The 25,668-nt window shown below is 67.9% G+C and carries 25 protein-coding genes and 1 pseudogene; 16 read left to right on the forward strand and 10 right to left on the reverse strand.

Annotated features, from left to right (window positions below):
• The first annotated feature begins 8 nt into the window (after positions 1-8).
• Entirely contained in the window at positions 9-179 is a 171-nt protein-coding gene (locus tag AC07UW_RS15835) for a hypothetical protein (protein WP_495212403.1), read from the forward strand.
• 4 nt (positions 180-183) lie between these two features.
• On the opposite strand, the gene AC07UW_RS15840 is transcribed toward AC07UW_RS15835, so the two are convergent.
• Complete coding sequence (locus AC07UW_RS15840) at positions 184-900, reverse strand: hypothetical protein (protein ID WP_495212404.1); 717 nt, start codon at positions 898-900, stop codon at positions 184-186.
• A 92-nt stretch (positions 901-992) separates the two neighbouring features.
• Here AC07UW_RS15840 and AC07UW_RS15845 point away from each other — a divergent pair, with 92 nt between their 5' ends.
• The 3 genes from AC07UW_RS15845 to AC07UW_RS15855 all read left to right on the forward strand — a co-directional run bounded on the left by AC07UW_RS15845 (position 993) and on the right by AC07UW_RS15855 (position 3,296).
• On the forward strand, positions 993-1,637 hold the full coding sequence (locus tag AC07UW_RS15845) for a hypothetical protein (protein ID WP_336024292.1): 645 nt from the start codon (positions 993-995) through the stop codon (positions 1,635-1,637).
• A 56-nt stretch (positions 1,638-1,693) separates the two neighbouring features.
• Positions 1,694-2,239, forward strand: coding sequence for an RNA 2'-phosphotransferase (locus AC07UW_RS15850; protein WP_336024294.1), 546 nt, complete (start codon positions 1,694-1,696; stop codon positions 2,237-2,239).
• Positions 2,240-2,327: 88 nt separating this feature from the next.
• Positions 2,328-3,296 (forward strand): polysaccharide deacetylase family protein, encoded by a 969-nt coding sequence (locus AC07UW_RS15855; protein ID WP_336024296.1) that lies wholly within the window; start codon positions 2,328-2,330, stop codon positions 3,294-3,296.
• Positions 3,297-3,299: 3 nt separating this feature from the next.
• Here AC07UW_RS15855 and AC07UW_RS15860 read toward each other — a convergent pair whose 3' ends face one another.
• The 3 genes from AC07UW_RS15860 to dmeF all read right to left on the reverse strand — a co-directional run bounded on the left by AC07UW_RS15860 (position 3,300) and on the right by dmeF (position 5,766).
• Positions 3,300-4,142, reverse strand: coding sequence for a class I SAM-dependent methyltransferase (locus AC07UW_RS15860; protein ID WP_495212405.1), 843 nt, complete (start codon positions 4,140-4,142; stop codon positions 3,300-3,302).
• 143 nt (positions 4,143-4,285) lie between these two features.
• The gene (locus tag AC07UW_RS15865; RefSeq protein WP_032975562.1) at positions 4,286-4,702 is read right to left on the reverse strand and encodes a hypothetical protein; all 417 of its coding nucleotides are present in this window, start codon (positions 4,700-4,702) and stop codon (positions 4,286-4,288) included.
• 92 nt (positions 4,703-4,794) lie between these two features.
• Positions 4,795-5,766 (reverse strand): CDF family Co(II)/Ni(II) efflux transporter DmeF, encoded by a 972-nt coding sequence (dmeF, locus tag AC07UW_RS15870; RefSeq protein ID WP_495212406.1) that lies wholly within the window; start codon positions 5,764-5,766, stop codon positions 4,795-4,797.
• 50 nt (positions 5,767-5,816) lie between these two features.
• Here dmeF and AC07UW_RS15875 point away from each other — a divergent pair, with 50 nt between their 5' ends.
• The gene (locus AC07UW_RS15875) at positions 5,817-6,101 is read left to right on the forward strand and encodes a metal/formaldehyde-sensitive transcriptional repressor (protein WP_033830224.1); all 285 of its coding nucleotides are present in this window, start codon (positions 5,817-5,819) and stop codon (positions 6,099-6,101) included.
• A gap of 7 nt (positions 6,102-6,108) precedes the next feature.
• On the opposite strand, the pseudogene AC07UW_RS15880 reads toward AC07UW_RS15875, so the two are convergent.
• Positions 6,109-6,474, reverse strand: a pseudogene (locus AC07UW_RS15880) (MerC domain-containing protein); the annotation flags it as partial.
• A gap of 69 nt (positions 6,475-6,543) precedes the next feature.
• Between AC07UW_RS15880 and AC07UW_RS15885 the strand changes: the two are divergent.
• Positions 6,544-7,869: a GTP-binding protein gene (locus tag AC07UW_RS15885; protein ID WP_049464782.1), complete on the forward strand. Its 1,326-nt coding sequence runs from the start codon at positions 6,544-6,546 to the stop codon at positions 7,867-7,869.
• 90 nt (positions 7,870-7,959) lie between these two features.
• Here AC07UW_RS15885 and AC07UW_RS15890 read toward each other — a convergent pair whose 3' ends face one another.
• Positions 7,960-9,567 (reverse strand): ATP-binding cassette domain-containing protein, encoded by a 1,608-nt coding sequence (locus AC07UW_RS15890; protein WP_336024314.1) that lies wholly within the window; start codon positions 9,565-9,567, stop codon positions 7,960-7,962.
• 166 nt (positions 9,568-9,733) lie between these two features.
• Positions 9,734-10,633 carry a LysR family transcriptional regulator gene (locus AC07UW_RS15895; protein ID WP_033830227.1) on the reverse strand — a complete coding sequence of 300 codons (900 nt, stop codon included), beginning with the start codon at positions 10,631-10,633 and terminating at the stop codon, positions 9,734-9,736.
• Positions 10,634-10,860: 227 nt separating this feature from the next.
• On the opposite strand from AC07UW_RS15895, the gene AC07UW_RS15900 reads away from it, so the two are divergent.
• Together AC07UW_RS15900 and AC07UW_RS15905 are read left to right on the forward strand one after the other, a co-directional pair.
• Positions 10,861-12,039 carry a serine hydrolase domain-containing protein gene (locus AC07UW_RS15900; protein WP_495212407.1) on the forward strand — a complete coding sequence of 393 codons (1,179 nt, stop codon included), beginning with the start codon at positions 10,861-10,863 and terminating at the stop codon, positions 12,037-12,039.
• Entirely contained in the window at positions 12,036-13,220 is a 1,185-nt protein-coding gene (locus AC07UW_RS15905; RefSeq protein WP_495212408.1) for an MFS transporter, read from the forward strand. The genes AC07UW_RS15900 and AC07UW_RS15905 overlap by 4 nt, the downstream gene beginning before the upstream one ends.
• A 156-nt stretch (positions 13,221-13,376) precedes the next feature.
• Here AC07UW_RS15905 and AC07UW_RS15910 read toward each other — a convergent pair whose 3' ends face one another.
• Positions 13,377-14,996 carry an EAL domain-containing protein gene (locus tag AC07UW_RS15910; protein ID WP_495212409.1) on the reverse strand — a complete coding sequence of 540 codons (1,620 nt, stop codon included), beginning with the start codon at positions 14,994-14,996 and terminating at the stop codon, positions 13,377-13,379.
• Positions 14,997-15,224: 228 nt separating this feature from the next.
• On the opposite strand from AC07UW_RS15910, the gene cycA reads away from it, so the two are divergent.
• Together cycA and AC07UW_RS15920 are read left to right on the forward strand one after the other, a co-directional pair.
• Entirely contained in the window at positions 15,225-16,598 is a 1,374-nt protein-coding gene (gene cycA, locus AC07UW_RS15915) for a D-serine/D-alanine/glycine transporter (RefSeq protein WP_495212410.1), read from the forward strand.
• A gap of 383 nt (positions 16,599-16,981) precedes the next feature.
• A complete protein-coding gene (locus AC07UW_RS15920) occupies positions 16,982-17,758 on the forward strand; it encodes a lytic transglycosylase domain-containing protein (RefSeq protein ID WP_033830232.1) in 777 nt (258 codons plus the stop codon).
• Between the two features lie 7 nt (positions 17,759-17,765).
• Here AC07UW_RS15920 and AC07UW_RS15925 read toward each other — a convergent pair whose 3' ends face one another.
• Positions 17,766-19,301: a hypothetical protein gene (locus AC07UW_RS15925; protein WP_495212411.1), complete on the reverse strand. Its 1,536-nt coding sequence runs from the start codon at positions 19,299-19,301 to the stop codon at positions 17,766-17,768.
• Positions 19,302-19,463: 162 nt separating this feature from the next.
• On the opposite strand from AC07UW_RS15925, the gene AC07UW_RS15930 reads away from it, so the two are divergent.
• Positions 19,464-21,548, forward strand: coding sequence for a gluconolaconase (locus AC07UW_RS15930; protein WP_495212412.1), 2,085 nt, complete (start codon positions 19,464-19,466; stop codon positions 21,546-21,548).
• On the opposite strand, the gene AC07UW_RS15935 is transcribed toward AC07UW_RS15930, so the two are convergent.
• Positions 21,526-21,933, reverse strand: coding sequence for a YciI family protein (locus tag AC07UW_RS15935; protein WP_049464203.1), 408 nt, complete (start codon positions 21,931-21,933; stop codon positions 21,526-21,528). The genes AC07UW_RS15930 and AC07UW_RS15935 overlap by 23 nt on opposite strands.
• Positions 21,934-22,649: 716 nt before the next feature.
• Between AC07UW_RS15935 and AC07UW_RS15940 the strand changes: the two genes are divergently transcribed.
• From AC07UW_RS15940 to AC07UW_RS15960, 5 genes are read left to right on the forward strand one after another with little or no spacing between them, the layout of a single operon-like run.
• Complete coding sequence (locus AC07UW_RS15940) at positions 22,650-23,066, forward strand: YciI family protein (RefSeq protein ID WP_495212413.1); 417 nt, start codon at positions 22,650-22,652, stop codon at positions 23,064-23,066.
• 39 nt (positions 23,067-23,105) lie between these two features.
• On the forward strand, positions 23,106-23,528 hold the full coding sequence (locus AC07UW_RS15945; protein ID WP_025878381.1) for a VOC family protein: 423 nt from the start codon (positions 23,106-23,108) through the stop codon (positions 23,526-23,528).
• Between the two features lie 37 nt (positions 23,529-23,565).
• Entirely contained in the window at positions 23,566-23,976 is a 411-nt protein-coding gene (locus tag AC07UW_RS15950) for a VOC family protein (RefSeq protein WP_025878382.1), read from the forward strand.
• A gap of 24 nt (positions 23,977-24,000) precedes the next feature.
• Positions 24,001-24,357 (forward strand): DUF1428 domain-containing protein, encoded by a 357-nt coding sequence (locus AC07UW_RS15955; RefSeq protein ID WP_025878383.1) that lies wholly within the window; start codon positions 24,001-24,003, stop codon positions 24,355-24,357.
• 45 nt (positions 24,358-24,402) lie between these two features.
• On the forward strand, positions 24,403-25,665 hold the full coding sequence (locus tag AC07UW_RS15960) for an RNA polymerase sigma factor (protein WP_495212414.1): 1,263 nt from the start codon (positions 24,403-24,405) through the stop codon (positions 25,663-25,665).
• The last annotated feature ends 3 nt before the right edge of the window (positions 25,666-25,668 follow it).

Below are 25,668 nucleotides of genomic sequence, written 5' to 3' on the forward strand. Positions count from 1 at the left end.
ATCCGCACATGCCCACTGCCCGCACGCCGCCCTGGAAGAAGCCCAACCCGAAGGGCCAGAAGACGCAGCCGCTGACGGAGGTGCAGAAGGCGGCGGCGCGGCAGCGGGCAGAGGAGAACGGGCGCCGTTACCCGAACCTGGTGGACAACATGTGGGCGGCGAAACTGCCACGCGGTTGAAGCCTTACTGGCTGCTGCGCCCCGGCCACGGCTGCCAACCCCATTCCCGCCATGGCGCGACGATGCGCGGCTGTATCGTCAGCGCAACGTTGGACAATGCGCTGCACTTGTACAGGGCATCGCGCAGCAGGGCCGCATCCACCGGCTGCGCCGTGGCCACCTGCAGCAGCGTGCCGCGGTGCCGCACCTGCACCGGCAGCACTCCGTGCACCTCGACCGGATTGCCGGTACGGGCTCTGCGGTAGCGCATGGTGATGGGGCGGGCAGTGCGATGCAGCACAGGTGCGCAGGCGTCCAGCAGGTGCAGCTGCTGCTGCAGGGGCGCGCGGACCTCGATAACGGTGGAGGGATATCCCAAGGTGCTCTCGACCAGCACCTGGAAGCGGGGGCCATCGGGCATCAGGTAGACGGTCAGGCCCACCGTGCCGATGAACGCCATTGCTGCGAGCAGGACCCAGCTGCGCGGCACCTTGGGCGGCTGGGTGAAGCGCTGCAGGCCCGGTCTGCGCCGACGCATGCGGCGATAGCGTCGCTGTGCAGCGGGGCTGGGCAGCAGGCTCTCATCCGGCAGCGCAATCACGCGCGGCGGAAGGCGGGCCAGCCGCGCATTGATCACGCGTGCGCCGAGCATCGCAACCAGCCCGCCAAGCAGAACCGGCAGCAGGGTACGCACGAGTAGATACAGCCCTACCATCGCCAACTCTCCTGAAGGAGTGGACATGATCGCGCATCCTCCAAGGTCGTGTCGTATCTGCCAGCCGACAGCGGCGGTTGGCTTGGCTAGCATGCGCGTCACTCGCTGGGGATACATCGATGACCGCCTTCACTGCCCGCCTCGGGCGCTTCTTCGGCGCCGGCCTGATGCTGTTCCTGCTGCATGTGGTGGCGTTGCTGTCGGTTGGGCTGGCCGCAGGCTACTTCCACCACCGCATGGACCTGCTGCTGGAGCCACTGACGCTGGCCTGCGGTGGACCCGATCCAACCGCCCGGATGCAGGTCGCCGAGCACCTGCTGGCGCGTGCCGGTGCGTTGGATGGCTGGCAGCCGCTGTGTTGGTTGCCAATGGCCACGCTGTTGCTTGCCCTGCTGGGCACGCTGACGGTCAGCGTGCACTTGCTGCGTCATGTTGATGCACGGTTACGCCGCAGTGCGTGGGGATTGCTGGCCCTGCACGCGGCGGCGCTGTTGCTGGCCAGCGCGATGCTGCGACTGTATGACCAAGCCTGGAAGGGCATCACCACTGCGCTGCCTGCAGCATGCATGACAGACCTGACACCAGACGGACATTCGCTCCCGTCCTCGATGCGGCGATGGCTGTTGCAGATCTTCGCCAAGGCCGACCTGACGCCGCCGCACGCACCTGATGCGCTGGCCATCATCCTGTGCGGACTGCTGATGGCTGCGATGGTGGTTGGCCTGTGGCTGTGGCGCACCACCTCGCAGCTGACCCGGTTCTGACGCCAGCGCGGGCCGCTGACTGGCATCCACCGGCGCTTCTGCGGCACGCTATACGGATGAAAACGGAAAATTCATTCACGCGCGTCAGCAAATTCCTCAGCCTGGTACTGCGCCATGAGCCCGACAAGATCGGGCTGGTCCTGGACGCACAGGGTTGGGCCGATGTCGACGAACTGCTGCAGAAGCTGCATGCACACGGGCAGGTGCTTGATCGTGGCGGACTGCAGGACATCGTGGCGACCTGCAGCAAGCAGCGCTTTGCACTGAGCGATGATGGCCAGCGTATCCGTGCGAACCAGGGGCATTCGATCACGGTCGATCTCGGACTGGTGCCGGTCGAGCCGCCGCCGTGGCTGTACCACGGCACTGTGTCGCGCTTCGTCGGGGCAATCCGCGAGCAGGGTCTGCGTCCAGGCGAGCGCCAGCACGTGCATCTGTCGCTGGACCGCGAGACGGCCCACCAGGTGGGTGCCCGCCGCGGTGCGCCGGTGATCCTCAGCGTGCACGCCGGGCGCATGCATGCCGACGGGCATGTATTCCACCGCTCGGCCAATGGTGTCTGGTTGACCGACCACGTGCCGCCGCAGTACATCGCCGACTGACCCGCTCTGGCGCTGCGACCGGGTCCACACTCGGCGGCAAGGCCCAATCGCGTTACAGTCGCTGCATCCTCATCCCATGGATGTACCGATGCGTCTGTTCCTGCGTGCGTTGCCGTTGCTGTTGTTGTCACTCACCGTCCATGCTGCCGAGGTCGATCGCCGCATCGCGGTGACCATCGACGATCTGCCGTGGGCGCGCCTGGATGAGATCGTCCCGGTCGATCTGCAGGCGCGGCATGCCGCACTGATGGCCCAGCTGCACCAAGCCGATGTGCCGGTGGTGGGCTTCGTCAACGAAAACAAGCTGGAAGTGGATGGCCGGGTGCAGCCGGCGCGCGTGCAGATGCTGCGCGACTGGTTGGATGCCGGCTACGAACTCGGCAACCACACCTGGTCGCACATGGACCTCAACGCCAAAGGCGTAGCGGCATTCCAGCAGGACTTCCTGCGCGGCGAGCAGGTGCTGCGACCGCTGCTGGCCGAGCGTGGGCAGACGCCGCAATGGATGCGCCACCCTTACCTGCGTGCGGGCCGTACGCCGGAAGACCGTGTGGCCATGGACGTGTTCTTCAAGCAGCATGGCTACCGCGTGGCACCGGTGACGGTCGACAACGGTGAGTGGGTGTGGGCCTTCGCCTATGCCAACGTGATGAACGAGCAGCCCGATTCACCCCAGCGCGAGGCGACGCTGGCGAGCCTGCGCAAGGGCTATGTGCCGTACATGCTGAACAAGGTGGATTACTACGAGAAGCAGTCCCAGGCGCTGCTGGGATATGCGCTGCCGCAGGTGTGGCTGATGCATGCCAACGAACTCAATGCAGCGACCTTCGCCGAGCTGGTGGCGGCCACCAAGCGTCGTGGCTATCGCTTCGTGTCACTGCAGGAGGCGGTGCGCGACCCCGCCTATGCACGCGGCGCCGAGGGCTACAGCGGTCGCTATGGACCGAGCTGGCTGCACCGCTGGGCGATGGCCGAAAACAAGCCCAAGGCGTTCTACGCCGGCGAGCCGGAAGTGCCGAAGTGGGTGATGAAGCTGGCCAAGGTGGACGGCGAGTGAGCCTCAGCGCTTGACGGCCAGCACGCCATCGAGCGCCAGCTCGGCCTTGAAGCCGGCCTTTTCCAGGCGCTTGGCGACCTCGCGTGGCACGTCGCGGCCACTGGTCAGCTTGTTCGGCGCGCCGGTGTAGTGGAACAGGCGGCCACCCTTGCGGATGACGCGGGCGAGATGATCGTAGAACACCTGCGAGTACAGTTCGCCGGCAATGCCGAAGCGCGGCGGGTCGTGCAGGATCGCATCGACGCTGTTGCTGGCGACCTGTTCGATCTGCTGCGAGACGTCGCCGTGGCTGAAGTGCAGGCGGCCGCCCGCGGCGCCTGAGTCAGGATCGGGCGACCACGGATTGAGCGTGCGCAGCCACATCACGTCGGCGTTCTTTTCGAACGAGCGGATCTGGCCAACGCCGGCCTCCAGTGCACAGGCGGCGAAGTAGCCAAGCCCACCGCAGGTATCGAGGAGGCTTTTGCCCGCCGGGGCGACCAGCTCGACCTTGCGGCGCGCGTCCTCCAACGGCGACAGCTTGGAGGTCGGCAGCATCTTGATGCCGTCGATCTCGAAGGTCGGTGCGCCCCACTCGGTCGGCACCAGCTTGATCAGCGAGCCGCTGAAGCGGGAGATGGAGCAGAACTCCTCGCCATCCCAGTAGTACAGCGTGCGGTCCTTCAGCTTGCCCGGCCACGGGTAGTGCTGGCCGCGGAAGGTGAAACCCTCGGCATCCAGCTGTACCGCCTCTTCGCCGCGGCCCAGATCGAGCGAGCCCTGCCATTCGGTGGCGCCCTTGTCGTGGGCACGGCGCAGGGTGTCAGCGCTGTCGCGGGTCAGCAGGGGGCCGGAGTAGTGGGGCACGGCGGGTAGGGTAGGTGGCTCGGGGGAGGGCATGGTACCGCAGCTGTTGCGGAGCTGAAGGCGGTGGCAGGAACCACTGCCACACCGCCTGCGACGGCCCGAAGCGCACCCATCCAGATGCCCGCCATGGGAAGGCCTGCACGCTATCCGCACTTCACCGCGTACACCGGCCCGGCGCCGATCAGCAGCAGCGCCATGTAGTCGCTGTCGCGTGCCCGGGCCTTCAGCGTGGCGCCGTCCTTGACGCGGAAGATGCCGAAGCCGCCGGCCATCCGGATCAGCGCGCTGTCGATCTGGTCGGCGTCATCGCGGAAGTACTGCTGGATGTCGCTGCGGCTGGCTTTGTACAGCGCATTGGGTTCGCGCTGCCAGTGGCCATCGCGTTCGAACGAGACGAAGTACTGGCTTGCTTCCTTTTCGATGCGGAACTCGGCGGACTTGCGCGGGCTGGTGGCGAAGCAGCCGAGCATGGGGTCGGAGGAGAACGGCAGCTGGGTGTCGCCGGAACAGGCCACCAGCAGCAGGAGGGCACCGGGCAGCAGCAGGCGGAGCGTGCGCATGGGATGTCCCGACGGGGCAGGTGCGGCCAGTGTAGGCAGCACGCGGCGCTGGCCGGTACAGATTTTCGGCAAGAACCGCCGCCCTGCTGGCGTCACGCGCTGCGGTGGATCTCCACGGTGACATGCACCAGTTCCTCGTGGATCGCCAGCGCCTGGCGCACGGTGTCCGGATCCAGCGTGGCATCACTGGTGACCACGCTGGCGGCGACGGCGTACTTGCCGCGCCCCACCTGCCACACGTGCAGGTCGGCCAGGCGTGCCGGCCACGGACCCTGCTCGATCACTTCGCGTACCTCGGCCACCACCGGCGCATCCATCTGCGCGTCAAGCAGGATGCGGCCGCTGTCGCGCAGCAGGCCGATTGCCCATACGGTGACCAGCACCGCGCCGACCAGGCCCATCACCGGATCGAGCCAGGTCAGGCCGAGCAGCTTGCCGCCCAGCAGGGCGACGACGGCCAGCACCGAGGTGGCGGCGTCGGCCAGCACGTGCACGTAGGCCGAACGCAGGTTGAGGTCGTGGCCGTGGGAATGGTCGTGATCGTGGTGATGACCATGATGATCGCCATGGTCGTGCCCGTGTCCATGGTGGTGATGGGCGTGGCCCGGACTGTCGTGCAGCCACCACGCGCACAGCAGGTTCACACCCAGGCCGACCGCGGCGATGGCGATGGCTTCGTTGTAGTGGATGGGCGCGGGCACCCACAGGCGTTCCAGCGATTGCACGGCCATCAGCGCGGCGACGCCGAGCAGCGCAATGGCGCTGGTATAGCCTGCCAGGATCTCGATCTTCCAGGTGCCGAAGGCGAAGCGCGGATCGTGCGCGTAGCGCCGTGCGCAGCGGTAGGCGAACACCGACAGGCCCAGTGCCAGCGCGTGCGAGCTCATGTGCCAGCCGTCGGCCAGCACGGCCATGGAGTTGAACCACCAGCCACCGACGATCTCCACCAGCATCATGCTGACGGTGAGCCACATCGCGCGGCGGGTGTTGCGTTCGGCCAGCGGATTGCCGTCGTCGAAGCGGTGCTCGTGGCGGCGGGCGGCGGCAAGGGCGTCCAGGTGCATGGCGGCGATCAGGCTTGGGTGGATACCCCCATAGGGTATATGATCCCGCCATGGCCCATGTACACAGAAATCGAAAGCAGCTGCTGACCCGGGTGCGTCGCATCGGCGGGCAGGTGGCGGCGCTGGAACAGGCATTGAACACGCCGGAGGGCGAGGCAGGCGACTGCGCCGACGTGCTGGTGCAGGTGGCGGCCGTGCGTGGCGCTGCCCACAGCCTGCTCATGGAACTGCTGCACGAGCATCTGCAGGAACACGTGGTGGGCGCGGAAGACCCGGCGCAGCGGGCGGCCGAAGCCGAGGTACTGGTGGAACTACTGCGGCGTTACGGCAAATAGCTGGGTAGTGCCGGTGCTGCGTGTTCCACAGGTGCGTGGCGGCCAGCAGCAGGCTGCCGGTGACCGTCAGCGGGGTCTCCCAGGCGTGCGAGGGCAGTGCCAGCGCCCCGGCCGTCAACAGTGCCAGGCCCATGCCCGCGCTCAGCCATGCCAGCGCAGGCAGCGGCTGGCGGCGTTCGGCGCGCCACAGGGCAAAGCCGGTCATCGGCAGCGCGATGGCGACGAAGACCAGATGCACCCACTCAGCTTCGGCCCAGACGCCGAACAGCGGCAGCGCGGCCGCCAGCAGGGGCAGTGCCAGGCAATGCAGCAGGCACAGGCTGGACAGGGCGACGGCACCGGCATCAAGCAGGGCGGCGGAGGGCGACTTCATGCGGGTAGGTTCCTTGCGCGGCAATTGTTATACAGTAACATTTCCATTCCGCAGCCAGCCCGCTCCGACATGAACACTGTTTCCCGCGCCGACCGCCGCCTTCCGGTCACCGTGCTTTCCGGCTTCCTTGGGGCCGGCAAGACCACCCTGCTCAACCAGATCCTGCGCAACCGCGATGGCCTGCGGGTGGCGGTGATCGTCAACGACATGAGCGAGGTCAACATCGATGCGCAGCTGGTGCGCGATGGCGGCGCAGAATTGCGTCGCACCGAAGAGACGCTGGTGGAGTTCAGCAATGGCTGCATCTGCTGCACGCTGCGCGATGATCTGCTGCAGGAGGTCAGGCGTTTGGCCGACAGCGGCCGCTACGACTACCTGCTTATCGAATCGACCGGGATCGGCGAGCCGATGCCGGTGGCTGCCACCTTCGCGGTGCGCGATGAGCACGGCTTCAGCCTGAGCGATATCGCACGGCTGGACACGATGGTGACGGTGGTGGATGGCAGCGCCTTCCTGGCCGATTTCGGTTCCACACTGCGCCTGGCCGAGCGTGGCCAGCAGGCGGGGCCGGATGATGATCGTGGCGTGGTCGACCTGCTGTGCGAGCAGGTGGAATTCGCCGATGTGATCGTGGTCAGCAAGGTGGACCAGGTGGACGACGAAGTGCTGCAGGACACGCTGGCCGTGCTGCGCGGCTTGAATCGCGACGCGAAGCTGCTGCTGTCCAGTTTCGGCGACGTGCCGCTTGCCGAGCTGCTGGATACCGGTCGCTTCGATTTCGAGCGCGCGCAGCAGGCCCCCGGTTGGGTGAAGGAACTGCGTGGCGAGCACACGCCGGAAACCGAGGAGTACGGCATCGGCAGCTTCGTCTATCGCTCACGGCGGCCGTTCCATCCCGCCCGTTTCGCGCGCACATTGCAGCACGGCATGCCCGGGGTGATCCGCAGCAAGGGCTGGTTCTGGCTGGCCAACCGCATGGACTGGGTGGGTGAGTTGAACAGTGTGGGCGCGGCCACACGCACCCAGGCGGCGGGCTTCTGGTACGCGGCGCGCGAGCGCGTGCGCGCCGGCCAGGAGGACACCACGCCGCTGCTGCCGCCAACACCGCTGCCTTACAGCGATCTGGGCTGGGCCCGGCAGCAGGCCGACTGCTGGAGCGCGCCGCTGCCGGATGCAGGGGAATTTCCGGACGCGGCCGCGCACTCGGCGATGGCACGCCTGTGGCATCCGCTGTGGGGTGACCGCCGGCAGGAACTGGTGGTGATCGGCGTGCACATGGACGAGCGTGTGGTGCGGTCGGCCCTGGATGCGTGCCTGCTCAACGACACCGAGCTGCAGGCCGGGCCCTTGCTGTGGCAGCAGATGCCGCAGGCGTTCCCGGTGTGGAAGCGTTGATGCGTCTGCGCCACGCGTGGATGAGAGGCTGGCAGTAGATCCACGCCATGCGTGGATGAATGCCTGCAGGAGCCGAGCACGTGCTCGGCTCTACATCGCATCGCGCCACTGCCAACCTGCGTCACCGACCTGCAGCACCTGCGTTGGCCGCAGGGCCTGCAGCAGGTGGGTGTCATGGCTGACCATCAGCAACGCCCCCGGCCACGCCGCCAGCAGCTCTTCCAGCGCCTGCAGCGCAGCAAGGTCCAGCGCGTTGCCCGGCTCGTCCAGCAACAGCAGCTGCGGGGCAGGATCGGCGTACAGCACGCTGGCCAGCGCACCCTTCACCCGCTCGCCATCGCTGAGGCTGCTGGCCGGGCGTTGGACGCGCTGCGCATCCAGGCCCAGCAGGGCAAGACGCGTACGCAGTTCACCCGCATCGGCCGCGGGATTCGCAGCGCGCACGGCATCGAGGATGCTCTGTTCACCTGCAAGCCCCAGCAGTTGCTGGTCGAGCAGGGCCAGCGGCGCATGCCGCTGCACCTGACCGCTGCGCGCCGCCAGCTGTCCGGCCAGCACGCGCAGCAGCGTCGACTTGCCGCTGCCGTTGTCGCCCACGACGGCGATGCGCTGGCCGCGCCGGATCTCCAGCTGCAGCGCCGCGTTGCAGCCATGCGGCAGCACCAGATCGTGCGCCTGCAGCAGGCGGGCCTGGCCACGCTCGCCTTCGCCACTGAACAACGCCAGTTCTGGTGCCACGTGTACTGCCGCAGCGGCGGCGCGCACCTGCGCTGCGCTGGCCTGCAGGCGATCACTCTGGATCTGCTGCGCACGGCCGTGGCTGGCTTCGGCGCGCTGCTTCTGCCGACCGAGCAGGATCGGTGCCTGGTTGGCCTCGCGCGCTTCGCGGTTGCCACGTGCCTGCCGCTGCTGCTGGCGCTCGTTCTGTTCGCGCGCGCTGCGTTGCTGCTGCCGGTGCTGGGCACGGGCATGCTCCAGATGGGCGGCGGCGGCCTCGCGTTCGGCGGCGCGTGTGTCGGCATAGTGCTGCCACGGTCCGCCGTAACGATGCAGGCCGTGCGCGTCCAGTTCGACGATCTGCGCCATCTGCGCGAGCAGGCCACGGTCGTGGCTGATGGCCAGCAGGCCGCCCTGCCACTGCTGCAGCTGTGCGTACAGCTGGTGGCGATGCCGGGCGTCGAGATGATTGCTTGGCTCGTCGAGGATCAGCCAGTCCGCGCCGCTGGCCCACGCGCCGGACAGCGCCACCTGCATCGCCTGGCCGCCACTGAGCCGGGAGGCGGGCTGCGCCGGATCAAGGTCGGCCGGCAGCTGCATCGCCTGCCACTGCTGCTGCAGGCGTTCGCGCAGGTCCCAGTGGTCGCCCACGCAGGCGAAATCGGCTTCATCGATGCTGCCTGCTTCGATGCGCGCCAGTGCCGCCAGTTCGGCGCCGACGCCGGCCAGTTCACCCACCGTGCCACGTGGCGGATAGCCCGGCGTAGGCAACAGGAACACCTGGCCACTGCGGTGCACGCGGCCATCGTCGGGCGACAGCTGGCCGCCGAGCAGGCGCGCGAGCACGCTCTTGCCGGCGCCATTGGCGCCGACCAGCCCGGTGGCCACCGGTTCGAAGGAAAAGGACAGATCGGAAAACAACGGTCGGCCATCGGCCAACCGATACGACACGCGATCAAGCGTGAGGGAATGCGAAGTCATGCGACCTCCATGGATGCCTGGTTCTCCCCTGCGCGCAGGGGCGGGAAGAGTCGGGCCGTCTAGTGCGAAGACGGCGGCATCACTGGCGCATTGGTCGCGAGCCTCGGTGGGGAATGAGCGGGCAGTATAGCGCCGCGAGCTGAATGGTCGCGGCCGTGGCGCTGGGTTACGGCACCGTATCCAGCCGTGCGCCGACAAATTCGATGAATACCCGCAGCTTCGGCAGCACGTGGCGGCCGGAGGGCCACAGCAGGTGGAAGATGCCGCAGGAATGCACGTGCTCTTCAAGCACGGTGACCAGCCGGCCATCGGCCAGTGCATCGCGCACCGAATGCACCGGCACGAACGCCAGGCCTCCGTCGCGCAGCGCCAGTGCCACCCGCGCTTCGATGGTGTTGGCGACCAGGTGCACCGGCAGATCCTGTGCCGTTTCGCCTTCGGGCCAGAGGATGGGCCATGGCTCGAGCTTGCCGGTGCTGGGGAAGCGGTAGTGCAGCAGGCGGTGCTGCAGCAGGTCGGCCGGCGTGCGTGGAACGCCGTGCCGTTGCAGGTACGCCGGCGATGCAACCACGCGGCGTGGGAACACACCGAGGCGGCGTGCGGTGAGGCGTGAATCGCTGGGCTCGCCAACGCGCAGCACGGCGTCGAAGCCTTCCTCGATGACATCGACCAGGCGATCGCAGAAATCCAGCTCCAGCCGGATGTCCGGGTAGGCCGCCATGAACTCGGCCATCAGCGGCAGGGTCAGGTCGCCCACCAGCGGCAGGCTGATGCGCAAGGTGCCGCTGGGGGTTGCATGTTGCTGGGCCAGTTCGGTGCGTGCGGCATCGCGTTCGTCGAGGATGCGGCGGCAGCGTGCCAGGAACAGCTGGCCCTCGGCCGTGAGGGTGATGCTGCGCGTGCTGCGGTGGAACAGGCGCACGCCGAGTGCGTGTTCAAGCCGGGCCACGCACTTGCCGGCGGCCGAGGCGGAGATGCCCTGCACGCGGCCGGTGTCGACGAAGCTGCGGGTGTCCGCGGCGTGGACGAAGGTCTGCAGGTTGGCCAGGTTGTCGAGGACGGACATGGGAAGGTCGCTGCGAAAGTGGGCAGGGTAGGGCGCGGCAGTCCGGCCCGCTGACGTAGCCCGCGCAACACTGCGGTGCGCGGGCCTGGCGGGTCGGTGCGGCCCAATGGTTCCGGCCATCATGCCGATTGCGGACTTTCCGGTCCATGATGCACGGAGCCCCGCCCCGCTTTTTGCCGGCGCAGGAGCTGCCTACCGTGGCGGGCCTCTCCCCACGGATCACCCCGATGACACTCGCCCTTCCTGTTGATACCGCACCGGCACTGCCCGCGGTGAGCGCGCTGCTGCGGGCCGTGCATCCGCAGCGCCTGGTCGGTGCGGTGGTACTGGTGCGCGAGCACGGCGTGCTGCGCCACGCCAGCGCCAGTGGCCTGGCCGACCGTGAATCGAACACGCCGATGCGCCGCGACCACCTGTTCCGGCTGGCCTCGGTGAGCAAACCGCTGCTGACCACGGTGATCCTGCGCCTGGTAGCCGAGGGGGTGCTGGACCTGGACGCGCCGGTGCAGCGCTGGTTGCCGGCGTTCCGCCCGGCACTGGCCGATGGCAGCCGCCCGCCGATCAGCCTGCGCCAGCTGCTCAGCCACAGCAGTGGGCTGGGCTACCGCTTCCTGGAAGCCGATGCCCAGGGGCCTTATGCGCAGGCGGGTGTGAGCGATGGCATGGACGCGAACCCGGTGACGCTGCAGCAGAACGTGCAGCGCATCGCGCAGGCGCCGCTGTTGTTCACGCCGGGCAGCCAGTGGCTGTACTCGCTGGGCGTGGATGTGGCGGGCGCCGTGGCTGAAGCGGCCACCGGCGAAAGGTTGCAGGTGTTGTTCGACCGGTTGTTGGCGCAGCCGCTGGCCCTGCGCGACACCGCGTTCGCCACCGACGAGGGTAGTCGTCTGGCCACGCCGTATGTCAGTGACCGGCCGCAGCCGCATCGGTTGCGGGAGGGCGAGGTGGTGCCTGCGTTCGAGGGCTCGGTGGGCATCGAATACAGCGTGGCGCGGGCGACCGATCCACACCGCTATCCGTCGGCAGGCGCGGGGCTGGTGGGCAGTGCCGACGAGGTGATGGCCGTGCTGGAAGCGTTGCGCGATGTGCGCGCCTCGCAGCTGCTGCCGGAACGGCTGGCGGCGCAGATGGGAACACCACAGGTTGGCGAGCTGGGACCGGTTGATCCGCCGGGTTGGGGCTTCGGCCTCGGCTTTGCGGTGCTGCGTGATGCAGCGGCCAGCGGCACACCGCAGACCTCAGGGACATGGCGTTGGGGCGGTGCTTACGGCCACAGCTGGTTCGTGGACCCGGCCCATGGCCTGAGCGTGGTCGCGCTGACCAATACGCTGTACGAAGGCATGCATGGCGGGTTTGTCGATGAACTGCGCGATGCGGTGTACGCCGACCTGGAGACGGTGCGATGAGCGGGCATGCGATCGATGCAGCGGCACCGGCGGGTGAAGCAACGCGCCTTCCGTGGCGCGGGCTGCTGGCACTGGCCGGTGGTGGCTTCATCACCCTGCTGACTGAAACGCTGCCAGCGGGCGTGCTGCGGCCGATGGGCGAGAGCCTCGGCGTCAGCGATGCGGCCGCAGGTCAGCTGGTGAGCGTGTATGCACTGGGCTCGGTGCTGGCTGCATTGCCGATGACCGCGTTGACCCAGCGCCTGCCGCGCCGTCCGCTGCTGCTGGCGGCGATTGCCGGCTTCATGGTGGTCAACACCGTGACCGCGCTGAGCCACGACTACGTGCTGACCCTGGTGGCGCGCTTCCTGGCGGGTGTGGGCGCAGGCCTGCTGTGGTCGCTGGTGGCCGGCTATGCCGCGCGCATGGTGGTGCCGGAACTGCAGGGAAGGGCAATCGCGGTGGCGATGATCGGCTCGCCGCTGGCGCTGTCGTTGGGAGTGCCGGCCGGCACCTTGCTGGGCCAGCAGATCGGGTGGCGCTGGGCGTTCGCGTTGATGAGCGTGCTGGCGGTGCTGCTGCTCGGCTACGCCCGATGGGCGCTGCCCGCGTTGCCGGCCGCCGGTGCAGGCCGGCGCCTGTCGCTGGGCTCGGTCTGGCGCATGCCCGGCATCCGCAGCACGCTGCTGGTGATGGTGCTGTACGTGCTGGCGCACAACGTGCTGTACACCTACATCGAGCCGTTGGCAGTGCAGGCCGGCGCCGGGGCGTGGCTGGACCGGCTGCTGCTGGCATTCGGCATCGCCGCGATCGTGGGCATCGCCATCGCCGGCTGGGGCGTGGACCGCCACCTGCGCGCGCTGGTGTGGGCCAGCGTGATCGGCTTCGTGATGGCGGTGGCTTCGCTGCTGCTGTGGCCAGGTGTGCCGGGCGTGCTGCTGTTGGTGACGATCCTGTGGGGCGTCGCGTTCGGTGCGGTACCCACCCTGTTCCAGACCGCACTGGCCCGCCGCGCCGGTGCCGCCGCCGACCTGGCGCAGTCGATGCTGGTGACCGGCTGGAACCTGGCCATCGCCGCCGGCGGCGTCGGCGGCGGCCTGATGCTGCAGGCCAGCGGCGCCCAGCACCTGGCTTGGCTGCCGTTGCTGCTGCTGGTGGTGTGTGGCCTGTGGGTCTGGGCGCGGCCCAAGGCCTGGGCGTAGGCGTCGATCAAGGATGACGGGGTTGCCGGCCAGCGGCCGGCACTACCCCAGCCGAAGCTCAACAGCGTGCGCGAGCGCAGCGATCCGCTGTTGCTTTTCTCTTCTCTATTTCGCTCTTAGCGACCCACCACGAGGGGCTGCGCCGTTCGCCGACTACTACTCCCCCGCCTGCTCGCGCTCGAACGGCACGCTGCGCGGATTCTGCATGTGCTCCCGCGCCGCGCCGTACTGCTGCTGGCGCTTGCGGTGGAAGGCAATGAACTCATCGCGCGGCAACGGCCGCGAGAACAGCCAGCCTTGGCCGAACTGCACGTGCTGGCTGTGCAGGTAGGCCAGCTGCGCTTCGGTTTCCACACCTTCGGCCACCAGCCACAGGCCCAGCTCCCGGGCCATGCCGATGATGTGCGGCGTGACCGGGCTGGTCGCGCTCTCGGTGCCGATCGCATCGACGAAGGACTTGTCGATCTTCAGTGCATCCAACGGCAGCTGCTGCAGGTACTGCAGGCTGGAATAGCCGACGCCGAAATCGTCAATGGCCACGCTGTGGCCCGCGCGTCGCGCCGCCGCCAGCATGGTGCGGGCACGGTCGATGTCGAGGAAGCCATGTTCGGTGGCCTCCAGCCAGATCTGCTGCGGCAGGATGCCGCTGCCGGCCATGCGCTGCGAGATCACCTTCAGCGCCCGTCCGCTGCTGATGTCCTCGGCCGCCAGGTTGATCGCGATGTGTGCACTGCGATCCTCGGCCAGCAGCTCACGCATGTCGGCAACCACGTTCTCGATCACCAGATCGGTGATGGCGGCGATCATCCCGGCTTCTTCGGCCAAGGGAATGAACAGATCCGGACGTACCTGCGTACCATCGGGTCGCTGCCAGCGCACCAGCGCCTCGGCGCCGACGCAGATGCCGGTATCCAGTTCGATGATCGGTTGGTAGTGCAGGTAGAGTTCGCGGCGGCGGATGGCGATGCCCAGTTCGCCGCGCATCGACAGCCGTCGCCGCGACAGCCAGATCACCAGGCCGGCACCGGCGGCGGCCATCAGCAGGCCCAAGGGCACGAACAGCCACGCCTGCTGCCGGAACGTGGCCGCCAGCGCGGTGCGCGGGGCCGTGGCGATCGCCAGCCATTCGCCGCTGCGCGCGCTGGCATACAGGGTGTCGTGGTCCAGGCCCTCGCCGGGCTCACGCAGCAGTTGCTGCAACAGGGCCGGGTCCATGCCGTCCTGCTGGGTCAGCAGCCGTCCATCCGGACTTGCCAGGGCCAGCCGCACGTCCGGATCGACGATGACGTCGACGAAGCGTCGAGGGTCGACCAGCACGTCGTAGGACCCATACATCATGGACAGCATCGGCCGCCGGCCGGACGCCTCGGGGCGCACGTCCACGGTGATGCCGACGCCATCGCTGGTGACGTGGTCCGGCGTGGGCTGGTCCACATCCCGCTGGAACACCCCCCACGACGTGCAGCGCAGCTTGCCGCCCTCGAAGTAGCCCATCTGGTCGGACGACGGCGTGGTCATCACCAGGGTCTGCATGCGCTGGATGTGTTCGGCCCCGCAGGCCGGCAGCACCGTGGCCTCGGCGGACTTCAATGCCGCCAGCGCTTCCTGGTAGGACACTTCGGTACGGCGCAGGCTGCGCTCGGCGATGGCATGCAGTCGCTGTTGCTCTACGCTTACGGCACGGTCCCAGGTGGCATAGACCATGACCGCGATCGGCACTGCAGCGGCCAGCACGGCCAGGATGGTGCCGCCGATGATGACCCGCAGTCGGCTCATGACCGGGGCTCCAGAGAGGTGTGCAGGGTTGGGCACATGGGCGGGGCCGGTCCTTGGACGATGGCGGTATATGAACACGGCGCAGGGCTGGGCGGAATGGGACAAAGGCGGTAACGGGTCACATTGTGGTGAAAGTGACACTTGCTGACGGCCCTGGGCCGTCCGGCGCTGGCGTTGTGGCAGCGGGAGGACTACCGTCGAACGCTTCACCCGCCCCTTCCCGCGCCCATGACCGAGCCCGCCACGCCCCCCGAGCACCTGCGCCGCAGCCTGTCCAACCGCCACCTGCAACTGATCGCCATCGGCGGTGCCATCGGCACCGGCCTGTTCATGGGTTCGGGCAAGACCATCAGCCTGGCCGGCCCATCCATCGTGTTCGTCTACCTGATCATCGGCGCGATGCTGTTCTTCGTGATGCGGGCGATGGGCGAGCTGCTGCTGTCCAATCTGCAGTACAAATCCTTCATCGATTTCTCCACCGATCTGCTCGGGCCGTGGGCCGGCTTCTTCTGCGGATGGACGTACTGGTTCTGCTGGATCGTCACCGCCATCGCCGATGTGATCGCCATCGCTGCCTATGCGCAGTTCTGGTTCCCGGGACTGGAAGCGTGGAAACCAGCGCTGGCCTGCGTGATGCTGCTGCTGTCGTTGAACCTGGTGACGGTGAAGCTGTTCGGCGAAATGGAATTCTGGTTCGCGCTGATCAAGATCGTGGCGATCTGCGCGCTGATCATCACCGGCGCCGGACTGGTGGCCTGGGGCTTCACCTCGCCCAGCGGGCATACCGCAGCGCTGTCGAACCTGTGGAATGACGGCGGCATGTTCCCGATGGGCCTGGTCGGTTTCTTCGCCGGTTTCCAGATCGCGGTGTTCGCCTTCGTCGGCATCGAACTGGTGGGTACCACCGCCGCGGAAACGGCCGACCCGGAGCGCAACCTGCCCAAGGCGATCAACTCGATTCCGGTGCGCATCATCATCTTCTACGTGCTGGCGCTGATCGCGATCATGGCGGTCACCCCATGGCGGCAGGTGGTGCCGGACAAGAGCCCGTTCGTGCAGCTGTTCGTGCTGGCCGGCATTCCCGCCGCCGCCAGCCTGATCAACTTCGTGGTGCTGACCTCGGCCACGTCGTCGGCCAACAGCGGCATCTTCTCCACCAGCCGCATGCTGTATGGCCTGGCCGAGGAAGGCCACGCGCCACGTGGCCTGTCCAAGCTCTCGCGCGCTGCAGTGCCGGCAAGGGGCCTGCTGTTTTCCTGCCTGTGCCTGCTGGGCGGCACCCTGCTGATCTACCTGATCCCCAACCTGGTGACCGCCTTCACCCTGGTGACGACCCTGGCGACGGTGTTGTTCATCTTCGTCTGGTCGCTGATCCTGGTGGCCTACATGGTCTACCGCCGCCGCTACCCTGAGCGCCACGCGGCCTCGATCTTCAAGATGCCCGGTGGCGTGGCGATGTGCTGGGCCTGCCTGCTGTTCTTCGCCGCCGTGCTGGTACTGCTGAGCCTGCAGGCCGACACCCGCCAGGCCCTGATCGCCAGCCCTGCGTGGTTCGTGCTGCTGGGCGCCGGTTATTGGCTGCGGCGGAAGATGGCACGGTAGTCAGCAAGACCCTCGCCAACAGATCTCACGGCCTCGGTGAGTCCCCTCCACGCATGGCGTGGATCTACACGTGTCGACCAAGGTCGACACCCACCAACAGCAGCACAGAACACCGTTCCCAGATCGCGGAAATCTGTCGAAGGCGGGGTGGGTCCGGTTGCGGGGGTGTCCGCGGCATGGATGCCGCGGCCAAGCCCCCAGGGACGGGTTTACGGCGTCCCCCGCAACCGGACCCACCCCGCCATCCCACGGATAGCCCGCTGTTGCTGTTGCAGTTGCCATTGCCGTTGCTGCGGCCGTTGCTTCTGCGGGTGCCGGGCGCCGCCCGGCCGCCCCCCCCATTCACTCAGTGTTAGCGGCCGCAGCCGGATCATCCCGCCGCCATGTCCCTCCGTCCCGCCCTTGTCGCGCTGTTGCTGCTGTCTGGCCTGTGGCCAGGGCTGGCCGCTGCGCGCACGGTCTACCGCTGCGTCCAGGGCAACACCGTCAGCCTGGCCACCGCACCGGAGCCCGGCTCGCGCTGCACGCCGAAGGAGATCGAGGACAGCGCCGTGCAGACCCCCAACCTGTGGGGCAACATGGGCGTGTTCAGTGGCGTGCTGTACGAGCGCGAGCAGGACGGCAAACTTGTCTACTCCACCCGCAACCTGCCCGGTTCGCGGGTGTTCCTGAAGTTCACCGTGGCCACACCGCCGGGCGAGCCGGCGCATGAAGGCCTGGGCAAGGTCGGCAAGCCCCAGCTGGCCCAGCACGCAAAGCAGTTCAAGGCGGCGGCCAAGGCCACCGGCGTGGACGATGCCTGGCTGCGGGCGATCGCCCATGCCGAAAGCAATTTCGACGCGCTGGCGGTGTCCAGCAAGGGCGCGCAGGGCGTGATGCAGCTGATGCCGGACACCGCGCTGGAATACGGCGTGCGCGACCCGTTCTCGCCGCAGCAGTCCATCGATGGCGGCGCGCGCTACATGCGTGCCCTGCTGCGTCGCTACAACGGCGACCGCCCGCTGGCAGCGGCGGCCTACAACGCCGGCATCGGTGCGGTGGCGCGCTACAAGGGCGTGCCACCGTATGCCGAAACCCTGGCCTACGTGGACAAGGTGATGGCCCTGTACACCCGCTATCGCGAGGCGATGGGCATCCGTATCGAAGTGCCGGCGAAGTAGCAGGTGTTCAGCGCGATGTGGCGCTGCCCACCAGGTCGTAGCGCTCGATGCGACCGACGCGCGAGACTTCGGCCTGCACGTCGGCACGCTGCTTGAGCTCGCGCCACGCGGCATCGATGCGTACATCGCCCGGCAACGAGGGATACACGCGCATATCCTGCAGGCTGGCCAGCGCATCGCTGCGCTCCAGCGGCGAGCGCAACTGCTCGATCAGCACGGCTGCGGCCCCATCCAGATCACCTTCTTCCAGCAGCATCTCGCGATGGAACAGGCGCGCGTCCTGGCGCTGGTCGACGATGACCGCACGTGCTGCGGCGGCAGCGGCGGCATCACCGCGCTGGCGGGCAGCGGCGAATTGGATCACTGCCTGTGCGGCCTGGCCATAGCCGCTCAGATCGCTCAACGTGGCCATCGCGGCGCCTGCTTCCTGCGCCTTGCCCAGTGAGCTGAGCACGAAGGCGACGTTCATCTGGTGCTCCAGACCATCCGGCCCAAGCGTGCCGATGCGCGCGGCGAGCTTGGCCGTCTCCAGCACTTCATCGGTGCGCCCCAGGCGGCGCAGCGCCGCGACGCGGCTGTTGAGCAGCCACGCCAGCCACTCCGCTTTGGCGGCGGACGGCGCCTGTCCTTGCGCAACGGCCTCGGCCAGATCATCGGTCAGCGCCAGGACTTCCTCGTTGCGGTCCAGCATCAGCAGCGTGCTGCTGAAATCCACCAGGCGTGCATCGAGGTCACCATCGAGCAGGCCCGATACACGCAGGGTGTCCAGATGGGCCTGCGCGGCCTTGACCGGATCGAAGCGAGCATCGTGGCGATCCACGTAGCGGTCGAAGCGCTTGTCGCTGCGCAAGCGGATCAGTTCGGCCGGGGTGTCGATGCGTGCCAGCGTGGCCGGGATGGCATCGCCGCGACCGTTGTCAGCCTGCAGCGTGGCCAGATCCAGCCACAGCCCGGTGGGTTCGGTGCCGGCGATCTTCCAGCCGTTGTCGAACAACGCCTGCAGCAGCGCCATGCGTTGCGCGGGCTGCTCGCGCAGGTGGTACTGCAGGTAGCTGACGGTATGGTGGTCGATTGCCAGTGGGCTGTCGGCACGCGCCAGCGCCTGTGTCAGATGCTCGAGTGCCGCTGCGGGTTGGTCATCGTTGAGGTCCAGCGAGACCAGCGTGGTCAGGATGCTTGCATCACCCGGCAACGCCAGCAGCGCCTGCTGCAGATAGCGCCGTGCCAGCACGGGTTGCTTCTGCATGGCCGCCGTCCAGCCGGCAAACTGCGCGGCGCGGCCGCGGCGCTCGGCATCGAAATCGGCCAGCAGCGGGCTGTCCATCAGCCGTTCCATGGCGATCAGCGCGGCCAGCGTATTGCCGCTGCGGGACTGCTCGATGGCTGTATCCCACTGCTGCGCGTACGCAGCATGCAAAGCATCCATCGCTGCATCGGACGGAGGCTGCGAAGGAGACGTGGGCGTCCGCGGCACGTTCGCCGAGGCGGTCGTGCTGGTCAGCGCGGCAAACAGCAGCGCGAAGAGTGGGGTACAGCGGGGCATGGTGGGCCTCCGTCCATGGAGCGGACATTGAACCTGCTGTGGCAGCGCAGAACAAGCGCTATGAAAGGGCCCTGGCCATCGCCCTGACCATCGGCCATGGCGCTGCGCGGACGCAGCCATTATCGTGCGTGGCTCTTCATGCAAGCACAGGCAAACGGAACGATGGCGCGGTGGCAAGGGATGGCGGTGGGTGCGGTGGTGGTGGCAACAGCGGTGGCCCTGGCGGCCACCTGGTGGGAATTCCCTGCCTCCGGCCCGCAGGTGCCGGCTGGCCCTATACCGACGCCGCTGGCGTGGACCGCACAGATCGAGCTGCTGGCCGGCGACGGTCATCCGGGTGATCGCGATGGCGCCTCGGCGCAGGCACGCTTCGCCGACCCCTACGCGCTGCTGGGCAGTGCCGATGGCAGCGTTTACTTCACCGATGCCGGTGACAACAACCGCATTCGCCGCCGCCTGCCCGATGGCCGCATCGAAACGGTAGCGGGGCAGGGCGAGGGTCGTGTTGATGGGCCTGCCCTGCAGGCAAGTTTCAACACGCCTTCGGGCATTGCCGCCGATGCGCAGGGCAACCTGTATGTGGCCGACACCGGCAATCATGCGATCCGGCGCATCAGCACCGATGGCCAGGTGACCACGCTGGCAGGCGGCACCCAGGGCTTCGCCGATGGTCCCGCCGCACAGGCGCGCTTCGATGGGCCGATGGGCATCGCCGTGGATGCGCAGGGACAGGTCTATGTGGCCGATACCTGGAACGACCGCATCCGGGTGATCGGTACCGATGGCAACGTGCGTACGTTGGCCGGCGGCGACCGCCCGGGTTTCGTCGATGCGCTTGGCGCTGACGCTCGTTTCGATACACCGGTGGCGCTGGCCTTCGATGCGCACGGCGCACTGCTGGTGGCCGATCTGTTCAACAACGCGGTGCGTCGCGTCGGTGCCGATGGCATGGTCAGCACCGCGGTCGGCAAGGGTGAGGTCATCAATGGACCGTTGTCACTGGCCACCACGCATGACGGCGTGCTGTACGTGGGTGACCTGGATGGACGCATCGTGCAGGTGACCCCGCAGGGCCATCAGCTGGCACTGCTGGGCAATGACCGCCTGCCGCGCCTGGCGCGTCCCAGTGGTCTGGCGGTGGAGGCCGACGGCGCCCTGCTGGTGGCCGACTCCGCGGCTTATCGGCTGCATCGCCTGCGCCCGTTGCCGGTGGGTGAACCGCCCGCACCGGCGCTGGTGGGCCCGGCCTCCGATGCGGCGCTGCCGGACAGTGGCGGGCGCTGGCCACTGGCGCCGCAGGATGGTTGGCACGAAGTGGTCGGCACGCTCGGCGAGGTGCGCGGCACCTTCCAGGGCGAGAGCCGCCACCACCTGCACGGCGGCTTCGATGTGCGCGGCGATGTCGGCCAGACCGTACTGGCGATCGCCGAGGGCAAGATCAGCAGCCCGATTGCCGCCTGGAGCCTCGGTGGGCAGGCTGAGGGCCTGGCCGTGGACCGGTTGAAATACATCCACATGCGTGTCGGTCGCACGCCACGCGGCGAACCGTTCGACGCGCGCTGGCAGCCGCTGTACGCCGAAGACGGCACGCTGGAGCGCATCCGCGTGCGCCGTGGTACACGCATCCACGTCGGCGACCGCCTGGGCAGCATCAACAACCAGGCGCACGTGCACCTGGCCGTGGGCAATGGCGGTTTCGAGACCAATGCGGTGGCGTTGGGGTTCAAGAACTATGCTGACCACTTCGCGCCGCGCATCACCGATGTGGCGCTGCTGGATGACAACGACCAGCCGCTGGCCGCCGGCAGCGATGGCGTGGTGATGCTGGCCCGGCAGGGACGCGGCGTGCAGATCGTGGTGGAAGCCTGGGACCAGGTGGACAACAACCTGCCGCGTCGTCGGCTGGGGCCGTACCAGGTGGGCTACCAGATCCTCGATGCCGCCGGGCAGCCGCTGCAGGGCTACGAGCAGCCGCGCTGGAACATCGTCTTCAACCGCATGCCGCCGCAGAAGCAGGCGGTGAAAGTGGCTTACGCACCCGACAGCGGCATCACCGTGCATGGCAGCGCGGTCACCCGCTTCCGTTATCTGGTGACCAACACCGTGCGCGATGGGCTGATGGAAACCGGCCGCTGGCAACCGGCGGCGTTGCCGCCGGGGGAGTACATCGTGCGTGCCAGTGCGCGCGACTACAGCGGCAACGAAGGCGTGGGCCCGCGCGACCTCAGGGTACGGCTGCTGCCATAGCCGCGGCCGGGGCGCCGCAGCGTTCGCGCTCGGCGTCCATGTCTTCCAGCGGCCGCACCTCGATGCTGCCGAAGCGGGCCCACGGGAAGCCCTGGGCGATACGCATGGCCTCATCGCGGTCACGGGCCACGATCAGGTTGAAGCCGGCCAGCAGTTCGCGGGTTTCGGCGAAGGGGCCATCGAGCACCCGGCTGTGTCCATCGCGCACGCGCAGGGTCTGCGCCGATTCGATCGGCTGCAGTTTCTGCGCGGCCAGCAACGTGCCTTCGGCCTGCAGTTTATCGGCATGGGCGAGGCAGTCGCGCATCAACGTATTGAAGTCGTCGATGGGCAGTGTGCGCAGCAGTGATGGGTCGATGTAGATCAGAAGCAGGTACTGCTGCATGGCGGAGTCCTGGCGGGGGCGGGGGACCATGATCGCGCAGGTTTGCGCGGGGGCATGCTGCACTGCGAAAGGCAGAGCGGGAAGCGCGCCTTCGGCGGGGATCGGCGAACGGCGGGGCCCCTCCGTGGTGGAAGCACAAGCACAAGCATGAGCCATGGGATTGGCCGGGTGGGTAGGCGGGTCGGGGGACGCCGTGAACCCATCCCTGGGGGCTTGGCCGCGGCATCCATGCCGCGGACACCCCCGCCCCGCCTACCCACCCGGCCCTGGACAGTTTCCTGCGGCGTCCACCACGGAAAATCACAAACAAAGGCAAAAGCGGGTCGCTTCGCTCGCAAAGCCGAGGCCGCCAGCCAACCGCCTTTGCTGTTGCTTTTGCTTTTTTTCTGATCTTCCCGTGGTGGATCGGAGGCAGGAATCTGTCCGTGGCTGGGCGGGTGGGTTGCGCAGGGGCGTAAGCGCCATGGATGGCGCGCCCGAGCCTACAGGGACGTATTCACGGCGTCCCCTGCGCAGCCCACCCGCCCGGCCAACCCGCAGAGATGCAGCTCTTCACGACCAACCAACCCCACCACGGAGGGGCCCCGCCGTTCGCCGATCCCCGCCGAAGGCGCGCTCTCCGCAGGAAAAATAATTTGCACGACGGTGTCGATCCTCGCGCCCCTGGTTCGTTGTAAGAGGGAAGGGCACGCACCCGCAGCCCAGCGGAGACCGCAATGAAAGTGATGGTGATCGTCAAAGCCAACGCCGATTCCGAAGCCGGGCGCATGCCCAGCGAAAAGGAACTGGCCACCATGGGCGCCTACAACGAACAACTGGTGGCCGCCGGCATCATGCTTGCCGGGGAAGGCCTGCATGCCACCCAGCGCGGCCGCCGCATTCATTTCGGCAGCGGCGCGCCGCAGGTCGAGACCGGCCCGTTCGGCCCGGCCGGCGAGCAGATCGCCGGGTTCTGGCTGTGGGAGGTGCGCTCGCTGGACGAGGCCACCGAATGGGCCAGCCGTGCGCCCTTCGGCGCGGGCGGTGCGCTGGAGCTGCGCCCGTTGATTTCCGCCGAAGACTTCGGCGAAGCCTTCACCCCTGAATTACAGCAGCAGGAACAGCGTCTGCGTGAGCAGCTCGACCGTGCCTGAGCACGGCCGCGCATTCATCCCATCCTACGGAGCATTCCCATGAAACTGATTCCCTTCCTCGGCTTCAGCGGCCAGGCCCACGACGCAATGGCGTTCTATGCCAAGGCACTTGGCGGCCAGGTCACGTCGGAGATGAAGTACCGCGACATGCCGCCGTCCGACGGCTCGCCGGGCTGCAATGAAATGCCGGCCGACACCCTCGACCATGTGGCCCACAGCCAGCTGGAGATCGGCGCGGCGATCCTGATGGCAGCCGATGGTCCCGGCGGCGGCGAGGGTGGCTCGACCACCATCAACGTCGACGTGGACAGCATCGAAGAAGCCGAGCGCGTTTTCGCGGCGCTGGCCGAGGGTGGCCAGGTGCAGATGCCGATCGCCGAAACCTTCTGGGCCCACCGCTGGGGCATGTTGACCGACCGCTACGGCAAGCCGTGGATGGTCAACTGCATGAAGCAGCCCTGATTTTCCTTTTCTCCATCCATCGCAGGGAACCGCACCGATGAGTACACCGCAACCGCAGATGATCTTCGTCAACCTGCCCGTGCAGGATCTGGAAAAAGCCAAGGCGTTCTTCGCCGCGTTGGGCTACAGCTTCAACCCGGCCTTCACCGACGAGAACGCCGCCTGCATGGTGGTCAGCGAGAGCATCTTCGTGATGCTGCTGGTCAAGCCGTTCTTCCAGCAGTTCACCACCAAGGGCATCGCCGATGCGCATGCGCAGACCGAGGTGATCACCTGCCTGTCGGCTGACAGCCGCAAGGCGGTGGACGCCATGGTGGACAAGGCGCTGGCCGCCGGTGCCAGCGAACCGCAGCCGGCGCGCGACTACGGCTTCATGTACCAGCGCGGCTTCCAGGACCTGGATGGGCATCTCTGGGAAATCGCACACATGGACGGCGAGCCGGGCTGAGCGGCCGCCGCAGGGAGAATCCCCATGGCTTACGTGGATGCTTACGTATTGCCGTGCCCGCAGGACAAGGTGGCGGCCTATCGCCGCCTTGCCCGCCAGGCCGGCGCAGTGTGGAAGGACCATGGCGCGCTGCAGTACATGGAATGCGTGGCCGATGACGTGCAACCCGGCAAATCGACCTCGTTTCCGCAGGCGGTGAAGCTCAAGCCGGGCGAAACGGTGATCGTGGCCTTCGTGGTGTTCCGTACGCGTGCCGCGCGCGACCGCATCAACAAGAAGGTGATGGCCGACCCGCGGCTGGCGCATATCGGCCCGAAGGACATGCCGTTCGATACCAAGCGCATGTTCTGGGGCGGCTTCAAGCCGATCGTGGAAGCGTGAACGCCGGCGCTTGTGCGGGCCGGGCCCGCATGCTGTGATCGGCGCATGCACGAGCCCGCCCTGAGCCAGCGCCTGGACACCCTCTGGCGGATGGAATCGCCAGTGTTGATCGCGCGCCTGGCGCGCCTGCTCGGCGGCGATGTCGGTCGTGCCGAAGAGCTGGCCCAGGACACCTGGCTGGCCGCGCTGGAGCGTTGGCCGGTGCAGGGCATCCCGGACAATCCTGGAGCCTGGCTGATGACCACCGCGCGCAACCGTGCCATCGATGTGCTGCGCCAGCACCGTCGGGTGGCGCAGCAGCATGCGCAATGGGGAGAGGAACTGCATCCGGCCGCATTGCCCGCGCCGGACGACAGCCAGGCGCTGGAAGACGACATCGGCGATGACCTGCTGCGGCTGATGTTCGTGGCCTGCCATCCAGTCCTGCCTGCCGACGCGCGGGTGGCGCTGAGCCTGCGCCTGCTGGGCGGGCTGACCACGACCGAGATCGCCCGCGCGTTCCTGCAGCCGGAGCCGACCATCGCCCAGCGCATCGTGCGTGCCAAGCGCACGTTGGCGCAGAAGCAGATCCCCTACGAAGTGCCGCGTGCCGATGCATTGCCGGAGCGACTGGCCTCGGTGCTGGAGGCGATCTACCTGGTGTTCAACGAAGGCTATGCAGCCAGTGCGGGCGACGACTGGATGCGACCGGCGCTGTGCACCGAGGCGCTGCGGCTGGCGCGCATCCTCGCCCATCGCATGCCGGTGCCGCCGGTACTGGGTCTGTTGGCGCTGATGGAGCTGCAGGCCTCGCGCGCGGCGGCACGGGTGGATGCGCAGGGTGCGCCGATCCTGCTGGACCAGCAGAACCGGGTGCGCTGGGACTGGCTGCAGATCGAACGCGGCCAGCAGGCACTGGCGCGTGCGGTGTCGGCGGGTGGCGGCGATGACCCCTATGTGCTGCAGGCGCGGATCGCTTTCTGCCATGCCAGTGCGCGGCGTGCCGAAGACACCGACTGGGCGCGCATCGCTGCACTGTATGCGCAGCTGCTGCAGGTAATGCCATCGCCGGTGGTGGCATTGAACCGGGTGGTGGCGGTGTCGCGCAGCGAAGGCGCGTTCGCGGCATGGGCACTGTTGCAGCCGCTGCTGGATGAGCCCCGCCTGCAGGGCTACGCACCGCTGATGGTGGTGCGCGGCGAACTGCTGCAGCAGCTGGGACGTGAGCAGGACGCGCGTGACGCATTCGCCTCGGCAGCGGCGTTGAGCCAGAACCAGGCAGAGCGGACCCTGCTGCGGCAACGGGCCGGCCTGCCGCAGGAAAATTGAAGC

This window comes from Stenotrophomonas sp. GW821-FHT02D01 (assembly GCF_059421765.1).

Bases quoted from the DNA above. Each gene is read 5' to 3' on its own strand.
- AC07UW_RS15950 (WP_025878382.1), top strand. From the start codon at position 23,566: ATGAGTACACCGCAACCGCAGATGATCTTCGTCAACCTGCCCGTGCAG.
- dmeF (WP_495212406.1), bottom strand. From the start codon at position 5,766: ATGCACCTGGACGCCCTTGCCGCCGCCCGCCGCCACGAGCACCGCTTC.
- AC07UW_RS15960 (WP_495212414.1), top strand. From the start codon at position 24,403: ATGCACGAGCCCGCCCTGAGCCAGCGCCTGGACACCCTCTGGCGGATG.
- cycA (WP_495212410.1), top strand. From the start codon at position 15,225: ATGACCGAGCCCGCCACGCCCCCCGAGCACCTGCGCCGCAGCCTGTCC.
- AC07UW_RS15855 (WP_336024296.1), top strand. From the start codon at position 2,328: ATGCGTCTGTTCCTGCGTGCGTTGCCGTTGCTGTTGTTGTCACTCACC.
- AC07UW_RS15895 (WP_033830227.1), bottom strand. From the start codon at position 10,633: ATGTCCGTCCTCGACAACCTGGCCAACCTGCAGACCTTCGTCCACGCC.
- AC07UW_RS15945 (WP_025878381.1), top strand. From the start codon at position 23,106: ATGAAACTGATTCCCTTCCTCGGCTTCAGCGGCCAGGCCCACGACGCA.
- AC07UW_RS15890 (WP_336024314.1), bottom strand. From the start codon at position 9,567: ATGACTTCGCATTCCCTCACGCTTGATCGCGTGTCGTATCGGTTGGCC.
- AC07UW_RS15865 (WP_032975562.1), bottom strand. From the start codon at position 4,702: ATGCGCACGCTCCGCCTGCTGCTGCCCGGTGCCCTCCTGCTGCTGGTG.
- AC07UW_RS15845 (WP_336024292.1), top strand. From the start codon at position 993: ATGACCGCCTTCACTGCCCGCCTCGGGCGCTTCTTCGGCGCCGGCCTG.
- AC07UW_RS15955 (WP_025878383.1), top strand. From the start codon at position 24,001: ATGGCTTACGTGGATGCTTACGTATTGCCGTGCCCGCAGGACAAGGTG.
- AC07UW_RS15905 (WP_495212408.1), top strand. From the start codon at position 12,036: ATGAGCGGGCATGCGATCGATGCAGCGGCACCGGCGGGTGAAGCAACG.
- AC07UW_RS15835 (WP_495212403.1), top strand. From the start codon at position 9: ATGCCCACTGCCCGCACGCCGCCCTGGAAGAAGCCCAACCCGAAGGGC.
- AC07UW_RS15925 (WP_495212411.1), bottom strand. From the start codon at position 19,301: ATGCCCCGCTGTACCCCACTCTTCGCGCTGCTGTTTGCCGCGCTGACC.
- AC07UW_RS15900 (WP_495212407.1), top strand. From the start codon at position 10,861: ATGACACTCGCCCTTCCTGTTGATACCGCACCGGCACTGCCCGCGGTG.
- AC07UW_RS15920 (WP_033830232.1), top strand. From the start codon at position 16,982: ATGTCCCTCCGTCCCGCCCTTGTCGCGCTGTTGCTGCTGTCTGGCCTG.
- AC07UW_RS15885 (WP_049464782.1), top strand. From the start codon at position 6,544: ATGAACACTGTTTCCCGCGCCGACCGCCGCCTTCCGGTCACCGTGCTT.
- AC07UW_RS15875 (WP_033830224.1), top strand. From the start codon at position 5,817: ATGGCCCATGTACACAGAAATCGAAAGCAGCTGCTGACCCGGGTGCGT.
- AC07UW_RS15930 (WP_495212412.1), top strand. From the start codon at position 19,464: ATGGCGCGGTGGCAAGGGATGGCGGTGGGTGCGGTGGTGGTGGCAACA.
- AC07UW_RS15840 (WP_495212404.1), bottom strand. From the start codon at position 900: ATGTCCACTCCTTCAGGAGAGTTGGCGATGGTAGGGCTGTATCTACTC.
- AC07UW_RS15935 (WP_049464203.1), bottom strand. From the start codon at position 21,933: ATGCAGCAGTACCTGCTTCTGATCTACATCGACCCATCACTGCTGCGC.
- AC07UW_RS15850 (WP_336024294.1), top strand. From the start codon at position 1,694: ATGAAAACGGAAAATTCATTCACGCGCGTCAGCAAATTCCTCAGCCTG.
- AC07UW_RS15940 (WP_495212413.1), top strand. From the start codon at position 22,650: ATGAAAGTGATGGTGATCGTCAAAGCCAACGCCGATTCCGAAGCCGGG.
- AC07UW_RS15910 (WP_495212409.1), bottom strand. From the start codon at position 14,996: ATGAGCCGACTGCGGGTCATCATCGGCGGCACCATCCTGGCCGTGCTG.